Source organism: Pseudomonas reinekei, from assembly GCF_001945365.1.
Taxonomy (GTDB): Bacteria; Pseudomonadota; Gammaproteobacteria; order Pseudomonadales; family Pseudomonadaceae; genus Aquipseudomonas; species Aquipseudomonas reinekei.
In genome coordinates, this window is record NZ_MSTQ01000013.1 from 103,929 (window position 1) to 128,032 (window position 24,104).

Below are 24,104 nucleotides of genomic sequence, written 5' to 3' on the forward strand. Positions count from 1 at the left end.
GAAAACGACCGCTTGACCTTGCCATGACAGCAAGGTTGAGGATAAGCCAACGCCGCAGAAAAGCCTCATGCGTCAGTCTTTCCATGATCAACTTTGTTGTGAGGAGTCACCAATGAAAGCTGTTGAACTGCAAGTCCAGGGCATGAGCTGTGGCTCATGTGTCAAACATGTCACTGAAGCGCTGCGCCCACTTGAAGGAGTCAGTGACGTAACAGTGGATCTACAAGCCGGACGGGTGAAGGTCAGCGGCGATTCGGACAGCCATGCGCTGCTTGCAGCCTTGGAGAACGCGGGCTATCCAGCACAGCTGGCGACAGTGGAAAGCGTAGCGAGTAAGAAAACCTCGGGCTGTGGCGGGAACGGCGGCAGTTGCTGCTGCCGGTAAGGATTATTTTCAAACTGGAGAACTCCCATGAATAGACAGTAAAAACCGGCGCGACAGAGCGTGCCGGTAATTTTCATTACTACAGTCTTATTTTTTAATGGAAACAATTGTGGCTTTGCCACCCTCTAGCCGAAAGGAAAACGAGACACGGTCTCCGACCGCCAGCCCTGTCAGCTGATCTTCCGTTACCGAAAAAGCCATGGTCATCGGCGGCCATTGCACAGCTGGAACAGCTCCGTGGGAAATGGTCACCGTATGCTTCGTAGTATCGATAGCCTTGATCGTTCCCTCGGTGTTTGCGACTGAAGCCTGTTGTGTTTTCTGCTCCATCTGCATGCCCTCCATACCGTCCATTTTCATGCCCGGCATGTCCTCCGCATGGGCAGAAAGTGATAGCGCGAATACGGTGCTTGCAACTGCAATCAGGGTCAGTTTCATACGACACTTCCTTCAGGTTTGACGGTTTCAACGGAGAGGTGCCGGCGACGCATCAGGCGATAGGCTGCCGGAATGACAAACAGGGAAAGCAAGGGTGCCGTGACCATGCCGCCTACCATGGGCGCGGCAATGCGGCTCATCACTTCGCTACCAGTACCGCTGCCCAACAAGATGGGTAGCAGGCCAGCAATAATGACCGCCACGGTCATGGCCTTGGGCCGAACTCGCTGCACAGCGCCTTCACGAATCGCGGAAACCAGACCGGATTCAGTGCTGTCGCCGAGATCTTCACGCTCGGCCCAGGCGGTCTTCAAGTAGAGCAGCATGATCACGCCGAACTCGGCAGATACACCGGCCAATGCGATGAAGCCAACTCCGGTGGCGACCGACAGGTTGAATCCCAACAGATAGAGAAACCATGCCCCCCCAGTCAGTGCGAATGGCAATGTGGCCATGATCAGCAAGGCCTCATCGAATCGGGCAAACGTCAGGTAGAGCAACACGAAGATGATCAGCAGCGTGGCAGGCACCACCAGTTTGAGGCGTGCGTTGGCCCTTTCGAGAAACTCGAACTGTCCTGAATAACTGAGGCTCATACCGGGCTGCAACTTGACCTGCTCATTGACGACCCGGCGTAGATCGGCGACCACCGAGGCAATGTCTCGCCCGCGCACATCGATATACACCCAGCCTGAAGGCCGTGCGTTCTCGCTCTTGAGCATCGGTGGGCCGTCGCTGACCTTGACCTTCGCCACAGTGCCAAGGGTGATCTGGCTTCCCAGAGGGGTGTAGATCGGCAATTGCTCCAGGGCACCGAGCGAGTCGCGCCACTCCCGTGGGTAACGTACGTTGATCGGGAAACGTGCGAGACCTTCAATGGTCTCGCCGACGTTTTCACCACCGATGGCACCTGCCACGATGGACTGCACATCGGCGATGTTCAGCCCGTAACGAGCAGCGGCCTTGCGGTCGATATCGACGTCAATGTAGCGGCCACCGGTCAGCCGCTCGGCCAGGGCCGAACTGACACCGGGCACGCCCTTGGCCACTCGCTCGACTGCCTGAGTCGCGGCATCGATCTCCGTCAGGTTGGTGCCGGCAACTTTCACTCCGATTGGGCTCTTTATACCTGTTGCCAGCATATCGATACGGTTTCGAATCGGTGGTATCCAGATATTGGTTAGCCCAGGAACTCGTACCACTCGATCCAGTTCCTCCACCAATTTTTCCTGTGTCATGCCTGGGCGCCATTGCTCCTGCGGCTTGAATTGAATGGTGGTTTCGAACATCTCCAGCGGTGCCGGATCGGTAGCGGTTTCGGCACGACCTGCTTTACCGAAAACGTGTTCGACCTCTGGAACAGTCTTGATCAGGCGGTCGGTCTGTTGCAGCAATTGCGCCGCTTTCTGCGCCGACAATCCCGGCAGGGCTGAAGGCATATAGAGCAGATCGCCCTCGTCCAACGGGGGGAGAAACTCGCCGCCCAAGCGCGACATTGGCCATAGCGCACTGGCAAACACCAACAGTGCCACCAGCATTGTGATCTTTGGTCGACGCAAGACTGCATCCAAGGCTGGCTGATAGATCCGAATCAACCACCGGTTCAACGGGTTCTGTTGCTCACTGGGGATTCGTCCTCGAATCCAGTAGCCCATCAGCACGGGCACCAAGGTCACTGACAATCCCGCCGCTGCGGCCATGGCGTAGGTCTTGGTGAAAGCCAATGGGCCGAACAGCCGTCCTTCCTGAGCTTCTAGGGTGAACACTGGAATGAACGACAGGGTGATGATCAACAAACAGAAGAACAGCGCCGGGCCTACCTCTGCCGCCGCTTCGGTCATCACATGCCAATGACGCACCCCCTTCAGTTCTTCCCCTGGATTAGCCACATGCCACGCCTCAACCTTCTTGTGGGCGTTCTCGATCATTACCACGGCAGCATCCACCATGGCGCCGATGGCGATGGCAATCCCGCCCAAGGACATGATGTTGGCGTTGATGCCTTGGTAGCGCATGACGATGAAGGCAATCAACACCCCCACCGGCAGGGAGATGATCGCCACCAGCGACGAGCGTAAGTGCCAGAGGAAGATCCCACAAACCAACGCGACAACGATGAACTCTTCGATGAGCTTGTGGCTGAGATTTTCCACAGCGCGGTCGATCAGCTTGCTGCGGTCGTAGGTGGTGACGATTTCCACCCCAGACGGCAAACTTTTTTTCAGCTCGTCGAGTTTGGTCTTGACCGCAGCAATGGTCTCGCGAGCATTCTTGCCGCTGCGCAAAATCACCACGCCGCCGACGGTCTCGCCCTCACCGTCGAGTTCGGTGATGCCACGCCGCATTTCCGGCCCCAGCTGGATCGTGGCGACATCGCCAAGGGTCACCGGCACACCGCCCGAGCCCAGCTTCAGTGGGATCGCCCGAAAGTCATTGAGTGTCTTCAAGTAGCCGGAAGCACGCACGATGAACTCGGTCTCTGCCATCTCCAGCACCGCCCCACCGGTTTCCTGATTGGCCTTGCCGATAGCGTCGGTCACCTCAGCCTGAGTGATGCCGAGGCTGGCCAGTTTGAGCGGATCAAGCTGCACCTGGTATTGCTTGACCATGCCTCCCACGGTGGCCACTTCCGCAACGTTCGGCAAGGTCTTGAGTTCGAACTTGAGGAACCAGTCCTGAAGTGCTCGGAGCTGGGCTAAATCGTGACCGCCACTGCGATCCACCAGTGCGTACTGGTAGATCCAACCCACCCCTGTCGCATCCGGCCCCAACGCCGGTTTGGCGCTGGCCGGCAACCGACTTTGTATTTGGCTCAGATACTCCAACACCCGCGAGCGAGCCCAGTACAAGTCCGTGCCGTCTTCGAACAGCACATAAACGAAGCTGTCACCGAAGAAGGAATAGCCACGCACAGTCTTGGCTCCCGGCACCGAGAGCATGGTGGTGGCCAACGGATAAGTCACCTGGTTCTCGACAATCTGCGGCGCTTGTCCCGGATAAGGCGTACGGATGATCACCTGAACATCGGAGAGATCCGGCAGCGCATCGATGGGCGTGTTCTGCACCGACCAAATGCCCCAAGCTGTGACAAACAGCGTCGCCAGTAGCACCAGGAATCGGTTGGCCACTGACCAACGAATCAGGGCAGCGATCATGGTTGGCTCCCCGATTTGTCCAGACGCTCAACACGCAAACCATCATCGGTCTGGCTCACCGCGATCCGAACCTTGTCGCCCGTTTTAAGGCCCTGCATCAGAGCCGGACTGGCGAGAGGGAACGTCATCGTCATGCCAGGCATGCCCAGCGTCTTGAAGGGGCCATGGGCGAGCGTGACTTCTTTGTCGTTGATCTCAACGATCTGCCCATCCGCCTCATGTAAACCGGAGGCTGCTTCACTGGGCGGCGACTCTTTCTCCGAGCTTGCAACGATGCCCTTGAGACTGGCCTCCGAGTCGAGCAGGAACTGGCCAGAGGTCACCACCTTCTGGCCTTCTTCCAGACCTTTCACTATCGCCGTCTTGCCATCGCTTTCCTGGCCGAGTTGCACTTCAACCGGACGGTAGCGGCCAGCGTCTTCGGCGAGCATCACCAGAGCACGTCGGCCAGTGCGAATAACCGCCTCGCTCGGCACCCACAAGACACTTTGCCCGGTTGAGCTGTTCAGGCGTACGTGCGCCGTCAAACCCGGTCTGAGGCGCCCGTCCGAATTGGGTAGTTCCACCCGCACGCGAAGCGTGCGACTGTCCGGATTGGTCTCGGGCAAAATCGCGCTGACCTTGCCATTGAGCGTTGTCCCAGGGAAAGCTGGCAGACGCGCTTCGACTGGCTGCCCCACTGTGATAGCTGCGGAGTCCGATTCTGGAACAGCCACGGCTAGCCAGACACTGCTCAAGCCATTGACGCGGGCCAGAGTATCGCCAGCCGACACGGTCATACCCGCACGTACATTCAGTTCTTGCAGCACGCCGCTGATGGGACTGGTGAGGGTCAGGTTCGGCTGGACTTTGCCACTGCGCTCTACCTGGGTGATCAGCGTAGCCGGCATCCCTGTGAGCCGCAGTCGCTGGCGGGCCGCAGCCAACAGGTCGGCTTCACCGTTGCGCTTGAGTGCAAGGAACTCTGTCTGGGCGGCGGCCCACTCTGGCACCAGAATATCCGCCAACGGCGCATTGGCTTTGAGCAGATCGCCCGGTGCATGGGCATAGACCCGTTCCACGAAGCCAGATGTGCGTGCCTGGATCACCGCGACATCACGCTCGTTGAATCCCAAGACTCCTGTGACGTCGAGACTGGAATCAAAGATCCCACGGGTGACAGTTGAAAAACGCAGGCCGAGATTCTGGGTCAAACTCGGATCGATATTGACGGTCGCACGATCCCCTACGCCACCGGCGTACTGAGGAACCAATTGCATGTCCATGAAGGGGGATTTTCCCGGCTTGTCGAACTTTTGCTGCGGGTACATAGGGTCGTACCAATACAGGGCTTCGCGTTCGTCCGGGGAATTTAGGCTCTGTTCAGCAGCAGTACTTGGTACTCCGCTCATGCGCTGGTGAGCGAACCAGTAACCACCGGCAACACCCAATGCCAGCGAGATGCCTGCCAACCATGCCCCGTTCCATGTTTTAAGGTTCATTGGCTGGAGTCCCCATAAGCAAAAAACAAACGCGCACTGGTCAGTGCTCGCTGTTCTTCCACGTCGATCTGTTTGAGTCGGGCCTCGATGAGTTCACGTCGGGCGGTAACAACGGCGTTTAAATCGCCTTTGCCGGCACGGTAGCTGGCCATGCTGAGTTCGACCTTTTCCCTGGCCAGCGGCAACAGGCTTTCCTGATTGCGGCTTACCGCACGATTCAGGCGCTCATAGTCAGCCAGTTCGTTTTCCAGTTGCTGAGTGTGCTCGCGTGACAGGGCATCGCGCTCAGCCTCTAGCTGACTGAGTTCAGCCTGTTTGGCTGCGATTTTGGGATTTTGCCGAGAGTCAGGAAACAGCGGTAAATCCCAGGAAAATTGCACACTGACCATGTCGCCAAACTCACGGCCACGGCGCTGGTAATCCAGTTCCCAGCTCCAGTCCGACTGCTTCTCCGACACTGCTTCACGAATCTTGGCTTGCGCTTCACGGGTCATCGGCGCAAACGCTGCCAACTCGGGATGGTGTTGCAGTTTATGGGCGTAGCTTGAGGGATCGACAGGCCATTGAGGCAAGCTACCCACAGGCTTGTCGTTGGCGGCGGAGCCTATCCAGCGTTTGAGGGCCGCTCGGGCCTGCACGCGCTGGCGAACCAGATCGTCCTGTTGCTCCTCCAGTTGAGCCGCTTCTTGCTTGGGCGTCACCGCATCGGCGGGTTGAGCGCGGCCACCGGCAATCTGGGCTCGGACGGTATCGGTCAGCAGGCGGTTCTCTTTGTAGAAGTCCTGAAACAGCGCATCTTTGCGCTCAACTGAGTAGCTGCTGATCCAGGCCAACGCCGTGGACTGGCGTACCTTTAGGCGCTCGACTCCACGCTCTGCCGCAGCTCGATCAATGGCCGCATCGGCGACCTCAATGCGTGCTTTGCGCTTGTCGCTGTTGGGCATCTCTTGTCTGACCCCGACCATTTGCATGGTCATGAAGTCCTGGTTGATGCTCCAGCGATCTGGGCCGCCGATGGGGTAGTTCTGCACACCTGCCAGCAACTTGGGATCGGGTAATTCACCCGCTGGAATAGCCGCACTGCTGGCAGCCTGAATTTTGGCGTCTTGTGCGATCAGCGACGGTGCATTGTTTTCAGCCAGCCGCAACGCTTCATCGAGTGTCAATGCGGCAGCGAAGCTCGGCAATGCCAGTACGCTTGCCGCCAGACCGGCCACGAGGGGCCAACCTGTGCAATAGCACTTGGAGTTCATGTTTACGATTCCTGTGATCATCCACTGCACGCGTCAAAAAGACATGCGCGCAGCCAGTCCATCCCGCTAATGCGGAATGAGGCTCAATGTTGGACAGGAATCAAACGCGAGGCGGTCGCCATACCCCGGACGGAGTTTGTACGGGCAGGGAATCGCGGAAGAAGGAAATCACTACGGGGCTGAATACGGTTACAGGAGGCTTGAGGATCGAGACTTGCAGCATGCCGCCAGTCTTGCATTCCTGGCCCGGCTTGCAGGGTTTTCCATGCTCTGTCGGGCTTTTCATGTCATTGCAGCAGTCCATTCCCATGTCATCCATCATCGCCATGCCCATCGTCTTCATTGGGCAAGGTTCTGTCGGCGCCTGAACACCCGCCATCCCGCTAAGGGGAAGCGCCAGGCTAATCACGAAAATGAGGCAAAACCGCAGGTAGCGTTTCATAGGCTGGAGTGTAGTGGCTGAAATGGGGTCTTACAATTGGATGAAGTTCTCACAGCCTGCCGAAGGCCCTGATTCAGGCGATATCACCGCATCAGAATTAAATCAGGATTATCGTTAACACATGACTTACGCAGCATTGAGCTGGAAAGCTTCTGGCCGGTATTGCTCGCTTCTGTCTGTCGCTATCGCCATATTGGGTCATTCTCTGCCGGTTAAGCACCGCAGATATGCCGATAAACTTGTTCATGACGTGCCTCCGACATGTGCCAGTTCAGGCTCTACCAACTACCCCACGGCGCGCAGCGCGCAGAGGTTCACTCCGTCATGTCTGACGGTTCAAAATCGCCTCGGCATGCCTAGGCAAGGCGATAGAAATTAGGGCGGCCAACAACACGAAGACCGAGGAAACCCATAAGCAAGTCTCCAATCCGTAACTCTGATAAATCCAGCCGGACAGCACGGTGCCGAGCAGTCGGCCCAGGGCGTTGGACATGTAGTAGAAACCGACGTCTAGCGATACCCCGTCTTCTTTCGCATACGAGACGATGAGATAGCTGTGCAAAGAAGAGTTCACCGCAAACAGAGCGCCGAACAACATCAACCCACCCAGCAGCACAAAGTGAGGCGACCAACCAGCCGAGAGACCGAGGGCGATTGCCGCAGGCAGTCCTGCCAGCGCAAGTGCCCACAGAAATGCCGCACGACCATCCGGTACGTGGCCACGCTTCTTACCAGTTATGTTTGGGGCCAACGATTGAATGATGCCGTAGCCGATAACCCAGGCCGCAAGAAAGCCACCTACCTTCCAGAAATCCCAGCCGAATATGCTACTCAGGTAGACCGGCAAAGCCACCACAAACCAGACATCGCGGGCACCAAAGAGGAACATTCGCGCCGCCGAAAGGATATTGATTGCCCTGCTCTTGGAGAGAATGTCGCGAAACTTCGGTTTGGCTTTGGCCTTGCCCAGATCCTTCTTCAACAGGAACAGACTGGCTATCCAGATCAACGCCAGAGTCGCGGCCATCGCTAGCACGGCAACCGTAAAGCCCAGCAATGCCAGAAGCGCACCGCCCAGGAAGAAACCCACGCCTTTGAGCGCGTTCTTCGAGCCAGTGAGAATTGCCACCCATTGATAAAGGGTGCCTTGTTGGTTGTCGGGCACCAAGAGTTTGATGGAACTCTTGGCGCTCATCTTGTTGAGGTCTTTGGCAATGCCCGACAACGCCTGAGCCCCCATTACCCAAGGGATGGTCAGCCAGGCGGCGGGCACAGTCAGCATCAACAAGGCTGCCACCTGAAGTCCCAAACCAATGTTCATGGTGCGATTCAGACCTAGGCGGGCACCCAGATAACCGCCGACCAGATTGGTAATGACACCGAATATTTCATAGAACAGAAACAGGAACGCAATCTGTAACGGGCTGTAGCCCAACGCATGGAAGTGCAACACCACCAACATGCGCAAGGCGCCGTCGGTGAGAGTAAAAGCCCAGTAATTGCCGGTCACTAACAGGTACTGGCGCACTTGCGGGGAAAGGGCTGACAACGCGTTCATGATCTCTCCCTGTTAATCGGCCATGCCGACCAGTTTGGCCAGCTCAACAGCACGGTTGGCATAACCCCATTCATTGTCGTACCAGGCATAAATCTTCACTTGAGTGCCATTGATCACCATCGTCGACAGCGCATCGATGATCGATGAGCGTGGGTCGGTGCGGTAGTCGATGGACACGAGTGGGCGTACTTCATAGCCGAGGATATCTTTCAGCGGGCCTTCTGCCGCCGCCTTGAGCAACGCATTGACCTCATCCACCGAGGTAGCGCGCTCCACTTCGAACACACAATCGGTAAGCGAGGCGTTGGCCAACGGTACGCGCACCGCGTGACCATTTAGGCGGCCACGCAGTTCGGGGAATATTTCTGCAATGGCGGTGGCCGAGCCGGTGCTGGTTGGGATGAGGCTCATGCCTGAAGCGCGGGCGCGGCGCAGATCCTTGTGCGGCTGATCGAGGATGCTCTGGGTGTTTGTCAGGTCGTGAATGGTGGTGATCGAGCCGTGGCGAATGCCCAGGTTCTCGTGGATCACTTTGACGACCGGGGCCAGGCAATTGGTGGTGCAGGAAGCAGCGGTCACAATGCGGTGCTGCGCAGGGTCGAACAGGTGCTGGTTAACGCCCATCACTACGTTCAAGGCGCCTTGCTCCTTGACCGGCGCACAGACCACCACACGCTTAACACCCTGATCCAGGTAGGCCTGCAACACCGCTACGGTTTTCATCTTGCCGCTGGCCTCAATCACCAGATCGCAACCCGACCAATCGGTGTCAGCAATCGCTTTGTTCGCGGTGACCTTGATGCGCTTGCCGCCAATCACTACATGATCGCCTTCGGCGCTGGCTTCGCTGTGCCAACGACCATGCACAGAGTCGAAGTTGATCAGGTGCGCATGAGTTGCTGCATCGCCTGCCGGGTCGTTGATGTGCACAAACTCGAACTTTGGCCATCCCCAGGCTGCACGCAGGGCGAGACGACCAATACGACCGAAACCGTTGATACCTACTTTGATGCTCATGTTGTTGTTCTCTTGAGGCTGCAGTCTGCGGGCAATTACGACTTGGCGGTGTCGAATTGGCGGAGGTAGTTGATATGCGCAGGGTGCTGAATCGCACGCGGACGCAGCGCCTGTACTTCGCTTACCGCCTCGCGGAACGGCACTCCGCATTCGATCAGCAATTGTGCTGCAATCAATCCGGTACGGCCCGAGCCGCCCTTGCAGTGAATGGCAATATTCTTGCCTTCGGTGAGCAGTTGCTTGATCCGCTCACGACTGGCCTTCCAAGCAACCTGGAATGACTCAACAGGCGCTTGGTCATCTTCCACAGGCAGGTGAAACCACTCGATGCCGTGCTGTTGGCATTCCTCTGGCAGATTCTCGACTTCGTTCCGGCTCAACTCTTCGGTGGGCATCAGCGTCAGCAAGGCCGAAGCACCTGCTGCCTTCAGAGTGTCCAGCGCCTCAGCGACCGACGCGTCTTTCGTACCTGGGCAAGGGGTGAAGATCAGTTGGCCTTGCACAGCTGTCGTGGTGAGCACGGAGTACGGATGTTGGTGCACGATCAGTCGTCCTTCAGATAGAGCGTTGATTAACGCGTTTGGAGAGTTCTTCCGCCGATTCCTTACGCTCGGAATAGCGGTCGACCAGATAGTCCTGCCGCTCGCGCAGCAGCAATGTGAATTTCACCAGCTCTTCCATCACGTCCACGACACGGTCGTAGAATGCGGAGGGCTTCATCCGCCCGGCTTCATCGAACTCCAGGTAGGCCTTCGGCACCGAGGACTGGTTAGGGATGGTGAACATACGCATCCAACGACCCAGCACACGCAGCTGGTTGACCACGTTGAAGGATTGCGAGCCACCACAGACCTGCATCACCGCCAGCGTCTTACCCTGGGTTGGGCGCACCGCGCCCATGGTCAACGGAATCCAGTCGATCTGCGCTTTGAACACCGCGCTCATCGAGCCGTGGCGCTCCGGGGAGCACCAGACCTGACCTTCTGACCAGAGCACCAGTTCGCGTAGCTCTTGCACTTTGGGATGGCTGTCCGGCACGTCGTCTGGCAACGGCAGCTCAGATGGATTGAAGATGCGTGTTTCTGCGCCGAAGTGCTGCAACAGGCGCGCAGCTTCTTCGGTCAGCAAGCGGCTGAACGAACGCTCGCGAGTCGAGCCGTAGAGCAGCAAGATGCGCGGCTTGTGCGTGGCCGACAACGTACTGCCGAGCTTATCGAGGGTCGGCAGATCGACCAGTTCGGCATCGAGGTTGGGGATCATTTCTTCAGTCATAAATTTACTCCTGAGCGAGGGCGCCCTTCGGATGATCGAACCAGCGGCGCTTGAGCCAAAGGGCCACGCCAACCAGGGAGATCAGCACTGGCACTTCCACCAGAGGGCCAATCACCGTGGCAAAGGCCACCGGCGAGGCGAGGCCGAAAGTCGCGATGGCGACGGCAATGGCCAGCTCGAAGTTGTTGCTGGCAGCGGTAAAGGCCAGTGCAGTGGTGCGTGGATAGTCAGCGCGGAGCAGTTTGCCCATCCAAAAGCTGATGAAGAACATCACCACGAAATAGATGGTCAGCGGGATAGCGATGCGCAGCACATCTAACGGCAGTTGCACCACCATGTCGCCCTTGAGGCTGAACATCGCCACGATGGTCAGCAGCAGCGCTACCAGCGTCAGAGGGCTGATGCGCGGAATGAAGCGCTGGTTGTACCAAGTCTCGCCTTTGCGGCTGATGAGGATTTTGCGTGTAAGGAAACCAGCCAGGAATGGGATGCCCAGGTAGATCAGCACGGACTCGGCGATGCTGACAAAGTTGGTATCAATCACACTGCCCTGTAATCCGAACAGTGGAGGCAGTAGGCCAAGGAAGATCCATGCATACACACTGAAGAACAGGATCTGGAAGATGCTGTTGAAAGCCACCAACCCGGCGACGTATTGGTTGTTGCCACCCGCGATCTGATTCCACACCAGCACCATGGCGATGCAGCGCGCCAGACCAATAAGGATCAGGCCGGTCATGTACTCGGGCTTGTCGGCGAGAAACACGATGGCCAGTACAAACATCAGCACAGGGCCAATCACCCAGTTCTGGATCAGCGATAACGCCAAGATGCGCTTGTCCTTGAACACCTCCGGCAGCTCTTCGTACCTCACCTTGGCCAGCGGCGGATACATCATCACGATCAGGCCGATGGCAATCGGGATGTTGGTCGAACCCACCGAAAGGCTGCTGAGCCAAGTCGGTAGCCCTGCGAACAGACTGCCCAAGCTGACACCAATCGCCATGGCGAGAAAGATCCAGACCGTCAGATAGCGATCCAAAAAAGAAAGACGGCTTGTACTCATTGTCATGTCTCCAGTGTCAGAGGGTGCCAATCAGGGCCAGCTCGGCCTTGAGTTGTTCGGCACTTAACTGCTTGAGCGGTAAAGCCAGGAAGGCTTCGATTCGGCTTCTGATCTGCTCCAGAGTGGCTTCGAAAGCCGCCTCGATCTCTTCTTGAGTCCCTTGGTACTCAGAAGGATCTGTCAGCCCCCAGTGGGCCTTGATGGCCGGGCCAAAAAAGACCGGGCAGGCTTCGCCGGCAGCCTTGTCGCAAACCGTGATGACAAAATCAGGGGCCAGGTTCACATGGACATCGCTGGACTTTCTGTAGAGCCCTGCGGTCGAGATTCCAGCCTTATCTAACGTTTTCAGGCTCAATGGATGGACTTCGCCCTTTGGCTGGCTACCCGCGCTGTAGGCTTGCATCTCAGTCGGAGCCAGGTGATTGAACATGGCTTCACAAAGAATGCTCCGGCAACTGTTGGCGGTGCAGAGAAACAGAATCTTCATCAGGCTATCTCGTAAAGGCCCAGCGCTTCTTGGGCAGACGTTACTTCAGCAACAAGCGGCCAGGCGCTGTGGGCGATCACCCATCACGTCGAGGCGTTTGGCGTCTGGACTGAGCCAATGCTGGTTAGCGTCCAGTGTGGTTTTCAGTACGGCAATCACCCAATCCGGCAGACTGGGATGCAGGCGGTAATACACCCATTGACCTTGCCGACGATCCTCCAGCAAACCGCAACTGCGCAGTTGCGCCAGGTGCCGGGAGATTTTCGGCTGGCTCTCATCGAGTGCGCAGGTCAGCTCACAAACGCACAGCTCTTGCTCACGGGTGATGAGCAACATCAGACGAACGCGAGTTTCGTCAGCCAAGCATTTGAATACGGTGGTCGGTGTCAGATGGTCAGCCATAGGGGGTCTCAACGTTTGGTTTTCACCAACACAAACATCTTGATGCGTTCATGGATCTCGTGAAGGGTGTGGCGGAATGCATCGTGCTTGGTGCTGGTCACCGGATCTTCAAAGTTCCAGGCCAACACCTCTCCTGCCCCTGGAAGGGAATGACATTCCAGAGACGATTTATCGCACAGCGTGATGACGTAATCGAAACGCTCGCCTGCAAACTCATCGATAGACTTGCTGTACAACCCTTCGGTACTTACACCCAGGTGCTGAAGTGCCTCTAAGGTAAGGGGGTTGATCTCACCGGGCACAGTACCTGCACTGAAGGCGTCGAATTGTTCGGAATCAGTGTGCCGTAGCAGAGCTTCAGCCAGCTGAGAGCGAGCAGCGTTAGCCACACAAACAAACAGCACGCGGGTCTTATCGGTCATCGCCAAGTCTCGAAATGGATATGGTTTTTCGAATATACGTTTTTTCGAATATTCAGTAAAGCACCTAGACCATTCTTCGCGAAACCTAGCCATTTTCAAGCGCTAACACTCATGCCGCCCCTACTTGATCGCGGGAACTGGCACGCTTTTAGTAATTAACATCTGGATAATCGTATATTCGTATTAATTTGAGATCGTGGGGGCTTTAGGCTCTCCCAAACCTCAACCCCAAATTGGAACCCTCCAACGAACTGACCTTGGCTAGGGCCAAACGCTGGATCTTTGCATTACCACCAGCAGGCCTTGTGAATTCACTCGACATCTAAGCCATTTAGGCCACAAAACAGGGTTTTCTATCCTATGCTGAATAGCTGGAACGAATAGCTGCTTACGACACAGACAGGGCTGACTGCATCGCAAGCGCATTGCGGAGGCAGAGATGACATCCATAACCAGAAGAACCTTCTTGAAGGCGGGAGGCGGGGTTGCTGCGAGCGCAGCCTTCGGAGTGCCCGGTTTAACTGAAGCAGCAACATCAACGCCTGTGGTCGAGGGACGAGTCAATCTTCCGTACCAGATGAAAGCGATCACCACGGCGCAAAAATTGCTGGTCAACACGCCAGTCCTATTTTCCTATCCTGACGCGGCTTCACCTTGCGCATTGATTAAGATGGGCGCTCCCGTTCCAGGAGGTGTCGGCCCAGAACGCGACATTGTCGCCTACAGCACGCTATGCACCCATATGGGGTGTCCAGTCGCCTATGACGCGGGACAGAAGGTGTTCAAGTGTCCCTGCCATTTCAGCATTTTCGACCCAGAGCATGCGGGCCAGATGGTGTCTGGCCAAGCCACCGAGAACTTGCCCAGCGTAGTACTCGAATACAACCCAAAAGACGATTCGGTACGTGCAGTTGCCGTCGAAGGGTTGATCTATGGACGTCAGTCCAACCTCCTGTGAAAGGAGATTCAAATGGCAACCAACAAAGATCGTGTGGCACTGCCTCCTGTAGATGCCCAAAAGACCAACCTGACATGCCACTTCTGCATCGTGGGCTGTGGCTATCACGTGTACAAATGGCCGGAAAATCAGGAAGGAGGACGCGCCCCCGATGAGAATGCACTCGGACTCGACTTCCGCAAACAGTTACCCCCCTTGGCTCTCATCATGACGACTGCAATGCAGAACACGATCACTGACAAGGACGGCCAGCGCTACAACGTCATGATCGTGCCGGACAAACAGTGCGAAGTGAATAAAGGGCTCTCGTCCACACGAGGCGGACAACTGGCCAAGGTCATGTATACCCCTGACGGGGTAGGCAAGGAGCGGTTACGCAGCCCACGCGTTTATGTGGCAGACCAGTGGGTCGACACCAGTTGGGATGATGCACTGGCACTTTATGCCGGCGTGACCAAGAAGATTCTCGATAATGACGGGCCAGCCGCTCTCGCCTTTGATTGCTTCGACCACGGCGGAGCCGGTGGCGGATTTGAGAATACCTGGGGCACCGGCAAGTTGATGTTCACGGCGTTGAAAACGCCGTTGGTGCGTATCCACAACCGCCCTGCCTATAACTCCGAGTGCCACGCTACCCGCGAGATGGGTATTGGCGAACTCAACAACAGCTACGAAGACGCCGAGTTGGCTGACGTCATTATGGCCATCGGCTGCAACTCTTATGAAACCCAAACCAATTACTTTCTTGCCCACTGGCTACCCAATTTTCAGGGGCAGACTGTCGACAAACGTAAGCAGCGATTTCCTGGTGAGAGTGTTGCCCCTGCGAAAGTGATTTTCGTTGATCCGCGCAGGACGCCCACTATCTCGATTGCCGAGCAAGCGGCAGGCAAGGGCAACGTGCTTCACCTCGATATCGAACCAGGATCGGATATCGCCCTGTTTAATGGCCTGCTGACCTACGTGGTAGAACAAGGCTGGCACGACAAAGAATTTATCTCAGCCCATACCAAGGGGTTCGATCAGGCACTTCAAGCCAACAAGCTGTCGCTTGAAGAAACCAGCCACATCACCGGCGTGTCGGTGGATAAGCTCAAACTTGCTGCCGAATGGGCCTACAAGCCCAAAGCCTCTGGTCACCGCCCCCACACCATGCACGCATACGAAAAAGGAATCATCTGGGGGAATGACAACTACCTCATCCAGTCCGCCTTGGTCGACCTGGTGCTTGCTACCCACAACGTCGGACGCCGGGGTACAGGTGTAGTGCGGATGGGCGGGCATCAGGAGGGATACACGCGTCCTCCCTATCCAGGCGACTCTAAGATCTACGTGGATCAGGAGATTATTAACGGCAAGGGCATGATGTATACGGCATGGGGGGCAAACCCGTTCCAGACCACGCTCAATGCTGAGCAGCATCGTGCAGTCATCCTGAAACGCGCCAGCATTGTCAGAGAGGCCATGGCCAACGTTCGCGGCGGTACGACAGCGCAGATGGTGGATGCGGTCTATGACGCTGTGAAAAATAAAGGTGGTCTCTTCTTAGCCAACATCAACCTTTACCCTACCAAGCTGGCAGAAGCCGCCCACGTGATGCTGCCGGCAACCCATCCGGGTGAAATGAATCTCACCTCGATGAACGGGGAACGCCGGATGCGCCTGTCACAAAAATTCATGGATCCTCCTGGTTCGGCAAAACCAGACTGCCTGATCGCTGCGGCCATCGCCAATACCCTTCAGCAGATGTATCTCACCGAAGGAAAACAGGAAATGGCGACGCGTTTTACAGGGTTTGACTGGAAAACCGAGGAGGACGCCTTCAATGATGGTTTTCGTATGGCCGGCCAAGCCGGTGCGGGCCCAATCGACAGTCAGGGAGACACCACGGGCAACCTTGTCACCTACGAGCGGTTGAGAGCCATGGGCAACAATGGAGTCCAGTTACCCACCAAAGAATACCGAGATGGCAAACTGATCGGCACAGAGATGCTTTACACCGACTACAAGTTCGATACCCCGGATGGCAAAGCTGAGTTCAAGTCCGCGACGTGGCCAGGGTTGCCAAAGCCGGTGGCAGAGCAGAAGGCAAAATACAAGTTCTGGGTCAACAACGGGCGTATCAACGAAGTGTGGCAAACGCTTTACCACGATCAATACAACGACTTCGTGCAACGGCGTGTGCCGATGGCCTATCTGGAAATCAATCCCGACGATGCACAAGCCTTGGCAATTACATCAGGGGACGTGGTCGAGGTGTTTAACGACTACGGCTCATCCTACGCGATGGCCTACCTGGAGCCGGATATCAAGCGGAACCAGACGTTCATGCAGTTCGGCCATTTCAACGGTGTGATGGGCGATCTGACCACGCCATGGACAGACCGAAACGTAATCCCATACTACAAAGGAACGTGGGCGAATATTCGCCGTATCGGCAAAGTAGAGGAGTTCAAGGAAAATATCAGCTTCAAGTCGCGAAGGTTTAACGCGTAATCACGCTTGTTTAGCACTAGCCGGGCTTTTCTTCCCAAGGTGGTCACACTAGCCGCCCAGCCCCCCATGCCTACATGAATAGTATGGGGGGCGTTCAACACTCTTCTAAGCCAAGAAGACGTGTGGGCGAACGCAAGTGCCTAGTCATGAGCATACGACTTCGCGTACAGCTACGAGCAGCAGGAGCGGGTCGATGTCGGCGCGTCTTCGGCAGCCTTAGCTGTCTCAGCGCAACAACTTGGCTCACAACAGTCAGGATCTGCCGCACGGTCGCAGCAATCAGAGTCATCAAGCTGGGTGCTGCAGACACCTGTCTCTGGCAAGACCAATTCAACTCGCTTGGCCGCCTCCCAATCACCGGCCAGCGCCGCTGCCACCGAACGAACCTGTTCATAGCCTGTCAGGAGCAGAAAGGTCGGAGCACGGCCATAGCTCTTCATTCCGACGATGAAGATCCCTTCATCAGGGTGAGCCAACTCGACGGCGCCATGTGGGCGAACAGTGCCGCAACTATGCTCATTCGGATCAATCAGCGGAGCAAGATGAATGGGGCTCTGGGTCGCCGAATCCAGCGCCAAACGCAGCTCGGAAAGCAGCTCCAATTTAGGTCGGAAACCCGTTGCGACCACGACTTCATCCACCACGGGGAGTTCTTGACCGCCCGCCTCAATAGCGATGCCATCGTCAGTTGCGACAACCTTGTCGATGGCGATGTTGGTGAACAGCTCAATGACCCCATCGTTCAACAGCTGGCGAACCCTCTGCCCCAGTTTCCCCCGCTCCTCTAGCTTGTCGTTTGCCCCACCACCCAATATGCGATCCAAAGATGAGCCGCGAATCACCCAAAGGATCTTTGTACCAGGTTCCTGGAGGGCAAGCCGGGCCAAGTCTTGCAAGACATTGAACGCAGAGTGACCGCTGCCAACCACCATGACTCGGCGATTGGCATAGCGTTGCCGTTCACTACGAAGCACTTCGGGAATACCGTAAGCGATACGCTCAGCCAACTCCTTCTCGCCCAACGCAGGAATACCATGTGCTCCCATCCAATTTGGCGAGAGGAACGTGCCGGAAGCATCTATGACGGCGCTGGCGATCACATCCTTGTCACCCTCTGGAGTCCTGACCCGCAACAGAAATGGTGCATTCGTGCGGTTTTTGGTCTTCATGACGTCCTGGCCGAGTCGCGTCACCGCCAGGACTTCGGTGTTCAGACGCAGGTGCCTATTCAGGGATGGCAGCGCTGCAAGTGGATATATGTATTCATCCAGCAATTCACGCCCGGCGGGATAAACGTCGTCAGCGGGCGCCACCCATCCTTGGGCCGTGAGCAGCGTGGAAGACTGCTTGTCGATGTTGAATTTCCAGGGAGAGAACATCCGCACGTGAGCCCAGTTTTCGATGCTAGCCCCTGCACTGGGCCCAGCCTCGAAGATCAAGGGAGTTAACCCCCCCGCGATGAGATGGCAGGCTGCAGCTAGCCCTATGGGGCCGGCGCCAATAATCGCAATAGGAAGTTCACTGCCCATGACGGACTCCTCGCTTTAGTGCGGCTGATTAGCAGGTATTAGGTGCTCGACGATTACACAATCGAGCCACTGGCCTTCAAGACAAGCGTGTTTTTCGTACACACCCACCTCCCGAAATCCACAAGAACGGCACAACGCCAAGCTGGCCGCATTAAAGGTGAAGATGCGTGATAGTACCTTCCAAAAACCTCGTTCTAGGGCCTCGACCAGAAGTGCTAGAAGCAAAGCTTTTCCTAGCCCCTGACCTCGAACGCCCCGATCAAGGTAAATCGAAAAGTCTGCGATACCGTCGTAGCAGGCGCGGGAACGGTAACTGCTCAATCCTGCCCACGCGACCACTTCATCCGCATCGTTGACCATGACCAAGGTCGGGTAGCGATCCATCAAGGCAATGCGCTCAAGCATGTCCTCAGGTATGCGGGGCGTTGTCTCGAATGTAGAGCTTCTTTCCTCAATACCCTGGTTGTAGATGTCAGCTATCGACGCAGCGTCCCTGACTTCAGCAAATCGAATGCGCATACTTTGAATCCACCCTGTTGGTAGTAACAACATTTTAGATAAAAAGAGGATTCTCCCCCTCATTTCACTTCAGGCACCGAAGGGCAGCAGCCACTGACCAGGCCACAACGGATCTCCGTCGCTCGTGTGATCTGCTTCAGCAAGCTCAACGCACCTTGCCGCGCTTCGGGTGACAACTGTTCGATCATTGCCCTCTCTTCAGCGATCAGGTCAGTGCGGATCTTCTGGTAAAGCTCATGACCAGCTTCAGAAACCTCAACCTGTACTGCACGACGATCCTCGTGGTCTTCCACCCGCGATACATAGCCCTTGCGCTCAAGCGTATCGACCACCCGGCTTGCAGTGCTTTTATCCAGGAACATCTCTTCTGCCAGCGCTTGCAGGCGAAGCCGCCCCCTTTTAACCAGCGTCTCGATGGCATAGCACTGTGTGACCGAGACGTCGTAGCAGCAGATACGATCTCGGTCGCGGAACTGATACACCCGAACAAGCTGGTTCAAGGCTTCGTATAAATCCTCGGAATCCTGAGTCAGCTGGTCTTTCTTTCGCTTTGCCATGGTCGCCACAAATTAGTTGTTAGGTGCAACGATAGTCCCGACTTCAGGAAATGGTCAACCGCTCCTTCATTTTGATTGACGACGCTGCACCGGTGTAGCTAATTTGTTGCACCTAACAACTAAAATGGACTCGCACCTTGTGAGTTATCCAATTAGCCGTCCTCACACAATCAATCGAACTGGGCTGGTCTGGGCGATGGGCATCGCACAGATACTGGCGTGGAGTACAACGTACTATTTGCCCGCAGTCCTTTCGTCGCCGATTGCACGAGATATGGGATGGTCAATTACCAGCACCGTGGCCGGACTTTCATGGGGTTTGTTGGTCGCAGGTGCTTGCTCTCCTATGGTCGGGAGACAGATAGATCGACATGGTGGCCGCCCCGTCCTGGCAACCAGTTCGATGTTGATGGCACTGGGGCTGCTCCTGATGGGTGTGGCTAGCAACCTGGTCATCTACTACCTGGCCTGGACATTCATTGGCGTCGCCATGGCTGCCGGCCTGTATGACGCGGCCTTCTCGACTCTAGGACGCCTATTCGGAGAAAGTGCACGGACTTCAATGACCGGTCTTACTCTGTTGGGTGGCTTCGCGAGCACTTTGGGCTGGCCACTGATAGCCGGCCTGGAGCAGCAGATTGGCTGGAGATATAGCTGTGTGACGCTAGCTGCAACTCACCTGGTCATCGGACTGCCAATTCATCTATTGGTAATTCCAAAGAGTGAGAGGATTTCGAACAGCGGAACGAAGCCTATCCGTGATCCCTCCACCACCACTGCCCACCACACAAAATCCTATAATCGTCTCTTCCTGCTACTGGCAACCCTTCTGACACTCCAGTCGCTGGTGGTTTCGTCGATTTCTGTCCATTTGCTTGATGTGCTGAAGCTGCTCGGCATCGCTACAGCCACCGCACTGGCCATCGGCATGATGATAGGGCCATCTCAAGTCGCAGCCCGGCTTGCAGAGTTCTCCCTTGGACGAAACTTGCATCCGACCACCTCCGCCAAGGCCGCGATATTGCTAAGCGGGATAGGAATTGGGTTACTGATACCGGCTATTCCATCGCTGGCATTCGTTGCAATGGCGCTGTACGGCGCTGGAAATGGGATTCTGACCATTGCACGTGGGACGCTACCACTGGCTCTCTTTGGGCAAGATGGCTACGGTGCTCGCATGGGTTTATTGGCCCGTCCAATGCTGGTCGCACAGGCCTTAGGCCCTGTGGCAGCTGCTGTAATTCTGGACAAATTCGGCTCAACACCTTTGCTTATTGTGATGTGCACTCTAGCGACGGCAAGCCTCATCGCCAGCTTTGGCCTTCCGAATGCGTCCGGGCATCACGCCTTGCGTAATTAAACCGGCTGCCACTTATGCGGAAGCAACTGCTCGATTTCACTCGCCCGCTATGTCGGCAAGCGCGTGAGAACATCCTTTAGATAGGCATACGGGTCATGACCATTCAGCCGCGCAGACTGGATCAAGCTCATTATCGCCGCAGCCCGTTTTCCGCTGCGTAGCGAGTCGGCGAAGAGCCAGTTCTTGCGTCCAAGAGCCCATGGTCGGATCTGGTTCTCCGCCCAGTTATTATCAATGGGTACGGCCCGGTCATCGAGGTAGCGCGACAGCGCCGCCCAGCGTTTCAGGCTGTAATCAAGTGCTCTGCTGATGGCCGAGCCTTCGGGCACAAGATCACGCTGGGCGATCATCTAGGCATGCAGCCTATCCATCACCGGTACGGCTTTTTCTTGCCGTATTCGGAGCCGTAAATCCGGCTCCAGGTCGCGCACTTCGCTCTCGATTTCGTACAACAACTGGATGTAGCGCAGGGCCTGCTCGGCGAGCTGGCTCTTGTTGGTTGCGTGCAATTCGAAGAACTTGCGCCGGGCATGGGCCATGCAGCTGATCTCGGTCACGCCGAGTTCGAAGCTGGCCTTGTAACCGCCAAAATCGTCGCAGACCAACTTACCTTTCCAGCCTTGCAGGAAGTTGCGAGCATGCTCACCGGCGCGGCTGGGGCTGAAATCGTAGACGACATGGGTCAGCTTCTCGATCACCGTTTGATTGCGGTTGATTTTCTTACCCATGGTCTCGACCGTCTGCCCATAGTCTCGACTTGCGACAGCAACTGCGCAGCGAATGCACGCAGTTGGTCGAGAGTCATTTGATCGAGATTGGGCGAGGGAGGCATGCCGTGGATTTTACCAAAGCAGACCACTGGCGACAGCCAGCCCAGACACTAATTACAGTTTTTAAAGCAGCGTGATTGCACCGCCAGCGCCAACGCGTTGCCAGGGCAGGCCACGCACCAAGGCCTGAAGTTGCTCGGTATCCAACTGCACTTCACTGCCTTGCCGAACGCCTGGCCAATGGAATGTACCTTGGCTCAAGCGACGTGCCGCCAGCCAAACGCCAATCCCATCGTGTACCAGCACTTTCACCCATATCGGATTACTTTCCGATGACTCAACGCATCTTTCTATGCCATGGAATTAACTTGGCGGAGGGCGGGTCATTAGATGGGAATGCCGTGCTCAAGACGACCAATCAGGTCAGTGACGGCAATAGCACCCTCCTCTGTACTGAGCGTCTCCAATGGCGTCTTTGAATTCAAACTGCGTGCCGGTGACGTCAGAAATACCCTGCTTGCCTGAACGTCACCTTCGAAGAGGCTACACGCTGCGTATAGCATGCGGATCAACGCCGCTAGCTTCCTGCTTTCGCTCACAGACAAGTGCCCTGCACCTGCCGTCCTCGATAGCGTGCAAGTCGGTATAGCCAGGTACTTACCTAATATTTTGCCGTCCAAAGACAACACCTCGGCCACTTGCTCGAACAAACTGAGCGGCAGACAGTGGCCAACGAAGTCGTGATCCAGTGCATCTGCCGAAGGAAGATTCAAGGCCTTCATCGAATGATGTCGACACCGCCCAGGTACGGCTTCAGTACGTCCGGTACACGGATCGAACCGTCGGCCTGCTGGTAGTTCTCCATTACCGCCACCAGCGTACGACCGACCGCCAGACCGGAACCGTTCAGGGTGTGCACCAGTTCCGGCTTGCCGATTTCCGGGTTTCGGAAACGCGCCTGCATGCGACGGGCCTGGAAGTCGCCGCAGTTGGAGCACGATGAAATTTCACGGTACTTATCCTGGCTCGGAATCCACACTTCCAGATCGTAAGTCTTGACCGCGCTGAAGCCCATGTCGCCAGTGCACAGCGCCAGAGTGCGATAAGGCAGTTGCAGCAATTGCAGGACTTTCTCGGCGTTGGCAGTCAGGCTTTCCAGCGCTTCCATCGACTTCGACGGCTCGACGATCTGCACCATCTCGACCTTGTCGAACTGGTGCTGGCGAATCATGCCGCGAGCGTCACGACCAGACGCGCCGGCTTCGCTACGGAAGCACGGCGTGTGAGCAACCAGTTTGATCGGCAGCAGTTTCGAATCAATGATTTCACCGGCCACGATGTTAGTCAGGGAGACTTCGGCAGTCGGGATCAGGTACAGATCGGCTTCGCCGTCGCGCCCGATTTTGAACAGGTCTTCCTCGAACTTCGGCAACTGACCAGTGCCTTGCAGCGCCGGAGCCTGAACCAGATACGGCGTGTAGGCTTCTTCGTAACCGTGCTCGGTGACGTGCAGGTTGATCATGAACTGCGCCAAGGCGCGGTGCAGACGGGCGATCGGGCCGCGCAGCAGGGTGAAGCGCGCGCCGGACAGCTTGGCGGCGGTTTCAAAGTCCAGCCAACCGAACTTCTCGCCTAGGGCGATGTGGTCTTTGATCTCGAAATCGAAGAATCGTGGAGCGCCCCATCGGCGCACTTCGACGTTGTCGTCTTCGTCTTCACCTACCGGAGCGGACTCATGCGGCAGGTTCGGGATGCCGAGCAGGATAGAGTCCAGTTCGCTCTGGATCGCGTCGAGCTCGACTTTACCGGCGCTCAATTCGCCCGCCATGCGCTCGACGTCCGCCATCAGCGGCGCAATGTCTTCGCTGCGCTGCTTGGCCTGACCGATGGATTTGGAGCGCGCGTTACGTTCAGCCTGCAGTGCTTCGGTGCGGGTCTGGACGGTCTTGCGCTGTTCTTCCAGCGCTTCGATGCGCACAACATCCAGTACAAAGCCACGGGAGGCCAAGCGATCCGCCATTTCCCGGATTTGGCCGCGTAACAATTTGGGATCGAGCATTATCGGTATCTCGCAGTGTTAGAGCACGTCGTTGCGCATAGGGCTGAGGTGATCGATGATTCGAACTTGATGTGACACCGAGATCAGTTGCTCAGAAGCAATCCCAATTCGATCAAAGCGTTTAAGCCCATGCTGTCATGGACGTGTGCGTAATCCTGTGGCGTCCAAGTCGCAATTTCCGCCCGGAACACCTCCACAGACTCGAATGGCATAGTGGCCACGGCATCGAGCATTCTGACGCGTTTGTTGCTCCCCCGGTCGAGGTCGTCCAGGCGAAGAAAATAGGCGTTGATGTCTGGTGCGTAAACCATTTCGGCATGTGCGTTAAGACATAAAAGCTCCCTTAGCAACTTGAGAGCGGCCCCCTGTCCACGGACAGCCTCAACCGCTTGTATGTAGTGGCTGGCGCACAAAGGAAGGTCATTTCTTGGATCAAACATTCACGTTATCCGAGGATGAATAATGGAAAACATTCTGG

24 protein-coding genes and 1 pseudogene are annotated in these 24,104 nt (G+C 56.4%); 4 read left to right on the forward strand and 21 right to left on the reverse strand.

Annotated elements, in window-relative coordinates; translation table 11 throughout:
- The first annotated feature begins 112 nt into the window (after positions 1-112).
- On the forward strand, positions 113-385 hold the full coding sequence (locus tag BVK86_RS20440) for a heavy-metal-associated domain-containing protein (RefSeq protein ID WP_075948126.1): 273 nt from the start codon (positions 113-115) through the stop codon (positions 383-385).
- A gap of 87 nt (positions 386-472) precedes the next feature.
- Here the strand turns inward: BVK86_RS20440 and BVK86_RS20445 are convergent, their stop codons facing one another.
- The 13 genes from BVK86_RS20445 to BVK86_RS20505 form a co-directional block, all read right to left on the reverse strand.
- A complete protein-coding gene (locus BVK86_RS20445) occupies positions 473-823 on the reverse strand; it encodes a copper-binding protein (protein ID WP_075948127.1) in 351 nt (116 codons plus the stop codon).
- Positions 820-3,978: an efflux RND transporter permease subunit gene (locus tag BVK86_RS20450; RefSeq protein ID WP_075948128.1), complete on the reverse strand. Its 3,159-nt coding sequence runs from the start codon at positions 3,976-3,978 to the stop codon at positions 820-822. The genes BVK86_RS20445 and BVK86_RS20450 overlap by 4 nt, the downstream gene beginning before the upstream one ends.
- Positions 3,975-5,459: an efflux RND transporter periplasmic adaptor subunit gene (locus tag BVK86_RS20455; protein ID WP_075948129.1), complete on the reverse strand. Its 1,485-nt coding sequence runs from the start codon at positions 5,457-5,459 to the stop codon at positions 3,975-3,977. Before BVK86_RS20455 ends, BVK86_RS20450 begins: the two co-directional genes overlap by 4 nt.
- Positions 5,456-6,712 (reverse strand): TolC family protein, encoded by a 1,257-nt coding sequence (locus tag BVK86_RS20460; protein ID WP_075948130.1) that lies wholly within the window; start codon positions 6,710-6,712, stop codon positions 5,456-5,458. The genes BVK86_RS20455 and BVK86_RS20460 overlap by 4 nt, the downstream gene beginning before the upstream one ends.
- A 100-nt stretch (positions 6,713-6,812) precedes the next feature.
- The gene (locus BVK86_RS20465; RefSeq protein ID WP_075948131.1) at positions 6,813-7,154 is read right to left on the reverse strand and encodes a hypothetical protein; all 342 of its coding nucleotides are present in this window, start codon (positions 7,152-7,154) and stop codon (positions 6,813-6,815) included.
- Between the two features lie 322 nt (positions 7,155-7,476).
- Complete coding sequence (gene arsJ, locus BVK86_RS20470) at positions 7,477-8,712, reverse strand: organoarsenical effux MFS transporter ArsJ (protein ID WP_075948132.1); 1,236 nt, start codon at positions 8,710-8,712, stop codon at positions 7,477-7,479.
- Positions 8,713-8,724: 12 nt separating this feature from the next.
- Positions 8,725-9,729, reverse strand: a complete 1,005-nt coding sequence (locus BVK86_RS20475) for an ArsJ-associated glyceraldehyde-3-phosphate dehydrogenase (RefSeq protein WP_075948134.1) — start codon at positions 9,727-9,729, stop codon at positions 8,725-8,727.
- A gap of 35 nt (positions 9,730-9,764) precedes the next feature.
- A complete protein-coding gene (locus BVK86_RS20480; RefSeq protein ID WP_075948135.1) occupies positions 9,765-10,271 on the reverse strand; it encodes a cyclin-dependent kinase inhibitor 3 family protein in 507 nt (168 codons plus the stop codon).
- Positions 10,272-10,284: 13 nt separating this feature from the next.
- On the reverse strand, positions 10,285-11,001 hold the full coding sequence (arsH, locus tag BVK86_RS20485; protein ID WP_028621207.1) for an arsenical resistance protein ArsH: 717 nt from the start codon (positions 10,999-11,001) through the stop codon (positions 10,285-10,287).
- Between the two features lie 4 nt (positions 11,002-11,005).
- Positions 11,006-12,067 carry an ACR3 family arsenite efflux transporter gene (gene arsB / locus BVK86_RS20490; RefSeq protein WP_075948137.1) on the reverse strand — a complete coding sequence of 354 codons (1,062 nt, stop codon included), beginning with the start codon at positions 12,065-12,067 and terminating at the stop codon, positions 11,006-11,008.
- 16 nt (positions 12,068-12,083) lie between these two features.
- Positions 12,084-12,554, reverse strand: coding sequence for an arsenate reductase ArsC (locus BVK86_RS20495; protein ID WP_075948139.1), 471 nt, complete (start codon positions 12,552-12,554; stop codon positions 12,084-12,086).
- A 45-nt stretch (positions 12,555-12,599) separates the two neighbouring features.
- On the reverse strand, positions 12,600-12,956 hold the full coding sequence (locus tag BVK86_RS20500) for a metalloregulator ArsR/SmtB family transcription factor (RefSeq protein WP_053159464.1): 357 nt from the start codon (positions 12,954-12,956) through the stop codon (positions 12,600-12,602).
- Positions 12,957-12,964: 8 nt separating this feature from the next.
- Positions 12,965-13,378, reverse strand: a complete 414-nt coding sequence (locus BVK86_RS20505; protein WP_075948140.1) for an arsenate reductase ArsC — start codon at positions 13,376-13,378, stop codon at positions 12,965-12,967.
- 439 nt (positions 13,379-13,817) lie between these two features.
- Here BVK86_RS20505 and BVK86_RS20510 point away from each other — a divergent pair, with 439 nt between their 5' ends.
- Together BVK86_RS20510 and BVK86_RS20515 are read left to right on the forward strand one after the other, a co-directional pair.
- Positions 13,818-14,336: an arsenate reductase (azurin) small subunit gene (locus BVK86_RS20510; RefSeq protein WP_075948141.1), complete on the forward strand. Its 519-nt coding sequence runs from the start codon at positions 13,818-13,820 to the stop codon at positions 14,334-14,336.
- A 12-nt stretch (positions 14,337-14,348) separates the two neighbouring features.
- Positions 14,349-16,832 (forward strand): arsenate reductase (azurin) large subunit, encoded by a 2,484-nt coding sequence (locus BVK86_RS20515; RefSeq protein WP_075948142.1) that lies wholly within the window; start codon positions 14,349-14,351, stop codon positions 16,830-16,832.
- A 170-nt stretch (positions 16,833-17,002) separates the two neighbouring features.
- Here the strand turns inward: BVK86_RS20515 and BVK86_RS20520 are convergent, their stop codons facing one another.
- The 3 genes from BVK86_RS20520 to BVK86_RS20530 are packed head-to-tail and all read right to left on the reverse strand — an operon-like array spanning position 17,003 to position 19,437.
- Positions 17,003-18,361, reverse strand: a complete 1,359-nt coding sequence (locus BVK86_RS20520; RefSeq protein WP_075948143.1) for an NAD(P)-binding domain-containing protein — start codon at positions 18,359-18,361, stop codon at positions 17,003-17,005.
- A 15-nt stretch (positions 18,362-18,376) separates the two neighbouring features.
- Complete coding sequence (locus tag BVK86_RS20525; RefSeq protein ID WP_075948144.1) at positions 18,377-18,880, reverse strand: arsinothricin resistance N-acetyltransferase ArsN1 family A; 504 nt, start codon at positions 18,878-18,880, stop codon at positions 18,377-18,379.
- 59 nt (positions 18,881-18,939) lie between these two features.
- Positions 18,940-19,437, reverse strand: coding sequence for a MarR family winged helix-turn-helix transcriptional regulator (locus BVK86_RS20530; protein ID WP_075948146.1), 498 nt, complete (start codon positions 19,435-19,437; stop codon positions 18,940-18,942).
- A gap of 196 nt (positions 19,438-19,633) precedes the next feature.
- Between BVK86_RS20530 and BVK86_RS20535 the strand changes: the two genes are divergently transcribed.
- Positions 19,634-20,797, forward strand: a complete 1,164-nt coding sequence (locus BVK86_RS20535; protein ID WP_075948147.1) for an MFS transporter — start codon at positions 19,634-19,636, stop codon at positions 20,795-20,797.
- A gap of 47 nt (positions 20,798-20,844) precedes the next feature.
- Here the strand turns inward: BVK86_RS20535 and tnpC are convergent.
- The 5 genes and pseudogenes from tnpC to BVK86_RS30195 all read right to left on the reverse strand — a co-directional run.
- Positions 20,845-21,483: pseudogene (gene tnpC / locus BVK86_RS20540) on the reverse strand (IS66 family transposase); the annotation flags it as partial.
- A gap of 207 nt (positions 21,484-21,690) precedes the next feature.
- Positions 21,691-21,879 (reverse strand): IS66 family insertion sequence element accessory protein TnpB, encoded by a 189-nt coding sequence (gene tnpB / locus BVK86_RS20545; protein ID WP_331717009.1) that lies wholly within the window; start codon positions 21,877-21,879, stop codon positions 21,691-21,693.
- Positions 21,880-21,953: 74 nt separating this feature from the next.
- Entirely contained in the window at positions 21,954-22,349 is a 396-nt protein-coding gene (locus tag BVK86_RS30590; protein WP_075948148.1) for an antitoxin Xre/MbcA/ParS toxin-binding domain-containing protein, read from the reverse strand.
- The gene (serS, locus tag BVK86_RS20555; protein ID WP_075948149.1) at positions 22,346-23,626 is read right to left on the reverse strand and encodes a serine--tRNA ligase; all 1,281 of its coding nucleotides are present in this window, start codon (positions 23,624-23,626) and stop codon (positions 22,346-22,348) included. The genes BVK86_RS30590 and serS overlap by 4 nt, the downstream gene beginning before the upstream one ends.
- An 83-nt stretch (positions 23,627-23,709) precedes the next feature.
- Complete coding sequence (locus tag BVK86_RS30195) at positions 23,710-24,066, reverse strand: hypothetical protein (RefSeq protein ID WP_231977947.1); 357 nt, start codon at positions 24,064-24,066, stop codon at positions 23,710-23,712.
- Between the last annotated feature and the right edge of the window lie 38 nt (positions 24,067-24,104).